Genomic DNA, 4389 nt, shown 5'->3' on the forward strand with positions numbered 1-4389 from the left:
ATAGGAATGATCGGATCTTGTGGTTGTAAAGACTTGTCTTCGGATGGTATATGGTGGAATTCAAAGCACCAATTAGGAAAAGTATATTTTAATCTAAGTAATGACAATGTATATCTACTTGATTGTTATAAAAATATAATAGAAAACAGCCTTAGCTATGATGAAGCTTGCTGTCTAGATGGATTTATTATGATTACTCAGTATGATGTTTTCTGGAGAGAAGATATTTTTGATGCTTGGCATTTTTATGATGCTTCTCAAAGTATGGAATTTATAAATAAGGGATATAAAATTGTAATCCCAAAACAGTATGAGCCTTGGTATATACATCTAGGAGAATCAAGTAGTTCAAACTATGAAGATTATAGGCTTAAGTTCTTAAACACTTATTCCAGTACTATAAAAATGTTTGAGAGTATATAGCTAATCAAAATAGAATATTTACATGCAATTTATTAATATATAAGGAGTCTAATAAATGTACACTAATATTGAATTAATAAATAAGTTTAATCAAGAAATAGAAAGTTTATATGCCTTTATTTTCAGTAAGACTATTGAGATACTCGAGCATAATTTAGCACCTATATACAACTCTTTTGATAGGAGCAATAATATGAATAACGAAGATTATATCTCGCAATTAGATGACCTGATAAAAGAACTTAGTAATATAAAAAATTCTCTAATTAGTGATGATGAAATTACATCTTTTGATGCCATTAATTTCTTAAAAGATGCTAATGCAATAAGAGAAAAATCTCTAGATCTTATATCTAATAATATGTATAATACTCAAGAATCAAATAATGATGTTAAGAAAAATAAATATAATAATTTTGTAAAAGATAAGACATCTATGTATTACAAAGATTAATACAATTAAAAGATGTGTATCCTCCTTTTGATAACTAAATTATCAAGATGAGGATACACATCTTCTTATCTCCAATTATTTATACTTTTTCTTATTGGGCCTATCGCATATATCATTTTTGCAGTTAATACAGGTATTATTTGATTCTAAACTACATTCTACATTAGAATAATACTCATTGGGATTAAAGTAACAATAGTCTTTACAACACTTACAATAGTTATAATCGCATATTTGTGGGCAAATTATAAATAGTAGTGACATGTCTATCATTCTGCAATTATTATGTTTTATACATATATTTTCTATTCCTACAAATATATTATCAATAATAGAATGGCATTCATCATAAGATAAATCTTTCAATAAGATAAACTCACAAAAAGGTATGCTCCAATGTGCATAATGAAGTGATTGTTGACAGTTATCAGCAATGTATATAATTTTTATATTTTTCACACCATGAATTATTAACTTAGGACCTAGCACAGTGTTTAGTATATCGTATTTTTCAACACATATGCTTGCATTTACTTCATTAATACAATCAATATCAGGTTTTGGGTGTGGTATACAAAGAATATCATCTTCTAAACATTGTTTATAGTATTTGCTACACTTAGACTTTGGGTACTTTTCTAGAGGTGTTACCCCCGTTATTGAAATATTTTCAATCATATAAACATCTCCTATATTTAGTATTATAAAATTCCTTCCTACAATAGTAAAATCTAATATATGTATATGACAGATAGCTTATTATCGTTATTAAATACTTATAAATATAGAATATATATCAAAATTTGATATATAAAAATAACAGGAGTAGCTACTCCTTTAGATATAATCTCTAAAATGGTATCTACTCCTGTTTAATATTTTATTTCTAACTATAAGACTCTCTTAGCCCATAAATAAGCGTTGTTCCAGTAACTAGAATTTATATTAGTTTTCTTAACAACATCACCTTCAGTAGGTGCATGTATCATTTCTCCATTTCCTACATAGATACCAACATGGCTTACTTTACCACTACCGTCTGTACTTGAGAATATCAAGTCTCCTGGTTGTAATTGAGATCTATCTACTGTAGTACCAAAGTTTGATTGTTGCTTAGATGTTCTAGGTAAGTTTACTCCTGCTCCATTTTTAAATATATGAGTCATAAGACCAGAACAGTCAAATGCATTTGGCCCTTCTGCTCCCCATACATATGGCTTACCTAATTGAGCATAAGCTAAATTTACAACACTAGATTGTTTATTTGAATCACCAACTGATGGCTTTGATTCTTCCTGACTAGTTTCTTCTTCTTTAGAATCATTTGTTGGTTGACTATTCTCTTTATTGTCATTAATTTCTGGCTTATTATTTGTATTTTGTTCATTATTTTCTGGCTTATTGCTAGTTTCTGGTTGACTACTTGTACTTTGTTGATTTTCAGAGTTACTAGTTTGTGACTCTGCTTCTTGACTACTTTCATCATTATTTGATTGATCGTTAGTTATTGGTGCTACATTAACTACGTTATTTACTTCTTGCTTAGTTTCTTCTATTTCTGGCTTTTCATCACTTATATACTTATTATATATGTAACCTTCTTTATCTTCATACTTTACTTTTATCCATTCGCCTTGATCTTCTACAAACTCTAACTTTGTTCCTACTTCTAATACTTTGTTTATGTTTGACTCTAAGCTTGAACCTTCTCTAAAGTTTACTCTATCTCCAGTTATGTATAAAGATTTATTGTTTAAATCTACATAGTCTGATTTTATCCAGCCTTGATCTTCTTTGCCTATCTCAACCTTATACCATCCATCTGATTTACCTAATATATCTAATTCAGTTCCTTTAGTAAGCGCCGTAATTTTATTACCATCTTTTACTTCTGGCGTTTCTCTTACATTTAATCCATTATTAGGTGTTACCTTCGCAGTCTTATATATCATTTTCTCATAATTGTCTTGATTAGTTATTTGAGCCTCAGTATCGTTAGCAAATACACTTATACCACTTGATAGTGCCATTACTGATGCCATAGGTATTATTACTTTTCTTTTCATCATGTAAATATCCTCCATTTTTGTAGTTTTTTGTCTCAATTTATATGTTATCACTTAAATGTGTCGTCCTTATGAAGAAATAATGAAGAATATGTGATATTTATGTGAATTTAGTTTACATAATATTCATTTGATTGAAATTGTATATAAAATCTTTAAAGTATTAACTTTTATTGTTGAGTCTTATATCTGCATAAAGCACCACACAAATCATTGATAATAAAATTAATCCTGAAGCTACAATTACCGTAAAATTATTCATACCATTCTCTCCTAATTTTAATTTTTTAGATTAACTAAAATAGAATTTTTCTATTTTAGCTCATATTTTAATTTTTATATATATGAGAAATCCTTTATTTAATCATTAATATAATAAATAAATATGAAGAATTTATGAAAGCTATATTAAATAATAATTTTATGTTTTAAATTAAAAAGCCCGGGTATTAATTAAATAAGTTAATGATAACCATTATTAATAATTATTAGTTTTCATTAAGAATAATATTAATTTACGAGGTGATACATATGGATTTTATAACAGAAATAAGAAAAAGTAGTGCTACACTTCACAGTGCAGCTGAGCGCAGTGGTTTTATAAAAAGAATAGTTGACGGAAATGCATCTAAGGAAAGTTATGCAGAATATTTATTTAATCTTTCTGCTATGTATAAGTGTATAGAAGAAACATTAGAAAAAAATGCAGATAATGAAGTTATAAAAGACTTTGTTACACCAGAGCTATATCGTTATGATTTAATTCAACAAGACTTAAAGTTTTTATTAGGTGATAAATTAGAAACTATGGAGTTACTTCCATCTACTTTAGCCTTTATAGATAAGATAAATGATTTAGATAAGAGTAATCCTGAAATGATAGTTGCTTATGCATATACAAGATTTATTGCTGATTTATTTGGCGGAAGAACTTTTGTTGCTTTATTAAGTGTTAACTATAAGGTTTCAGCTGAAGGCCTAAACTACTACTCTTGCGATAAGATTAAAGATATAAGATCTTATGTAATGCAGTATGCTGCTAAGTTAAATAGTATGAATTTATCTGATGAGCTTAGAGCTAAGTTCATCAATGAAATAAGTAATGCCTATATCTACAATCTAGCTATATCTAATGAGTTAGAAGCTAAGCTTTATCTTAATTAGAAAGTATCTACCCCCCTCTGTCGTGAATCACGACACAGGGGTACTTAAATTTTTATCACAATTTGTATTTATTTTATTTTTTCCATCACTTTGATTGTAATTTTGGTACAAAATGGGTAAAATAATATATGTATTTGTATTGAATTTATTATTTTATATTCTATTAGTAATATATTCAATTTCGATAAAAATATTTTAATATATATAAAAATATTTGATTACACATACTATAAATATGGGTATAAACTACCTAAAGATAATGGAAAGGAATTGATGACATGA

5 protein-coding genes are annotated in these 4389 nt (G+C 27.4%); 3 read left to right on the top strand and 2 right to left on the bottom strand.

The features are described from left to right. Both CHL78_RS19595 and CHL78_RS19600 read left to right on the top strand, forming a co-directional pair. On the top strand, nucleotides 1-423 hold a 423-nt coding region (locus CHL78_RS19595), incomplete at its 5' end, for a glycosyltransferase (protein ID WP_243446490.1). A 55-nt stretch (nucleotides 424-478) separates the two neighbouring features. Then, nucleotides 479-877, top strand: a complete 399-nt coding sequence (locus CHL78_RS19600; protein ID WP_094366190.1) for a hypothetical protein — start codon at nucleotides 479-481, stop codon at nucleotides 875-877. 75 nt (nucleotides 878-952) lie between these two features. Here the strand turns inward: CHL78_RS19600 and CHL78_RS19605 are convergent, their stop codons facing one another. Together CHL78_RS19605 and CHL78_RS19610 are read right to left on the bottom strand one after the other, a co-directional pair. Then, complete coding sequence (locus CHL78_RS19605; RefSeq protein WP_094366188.1) at nucleotides 953-1555, bottom strand: DUF3794 domain-containing protein; 603 nt, start codon at nucleotides 1553-1555, stop codon at nucleotides 953-955. A 212-nt stretch (nucleotides 1556-1767) separates the two neighbouring features. Beyond that, nucleotides 1768-2946, bottom strand: coding sequence for a C40 family peptidase (locus CHL78_RS19610; RefSeq protein ID WP_158540741.1), 1179 nt, complete (start codon nucleotides 2944-2946; stop codon nucleotides 1768-1770). A 528-nt stretch (nucleotides 2947-3474) separates the two neighbouring features. On the opposite strand from CHL78_RS19610, the gene CHL78_RS19615 reads away from it, so the two are divergent. Beyond that, complete coding sequence (locus CHL78_RS19615; protein WP_094366184.1) at nucleotides 3475-4107, top strand: biliverdin-producing heme oxygenase; 633 nt, start codon at nucleotides 3475-3477, stop codon at nucleotides 4105-4107. Nucleotides 4108-4389: the final 282 nt, after the last annotated feature.

Origin of the sequence: Romboutsia weinsteinii (assembly GCF_002250835.2) — a bacterium.
In the GTDB taxonomy this organism is placed as follows: domain Bacteria; phylum Bacillota; class Clostridia; order Peptostreptococcales; family Peptostreptococcaceae; genus Romboutsia_A; species Romboutsia_A weinsteinii.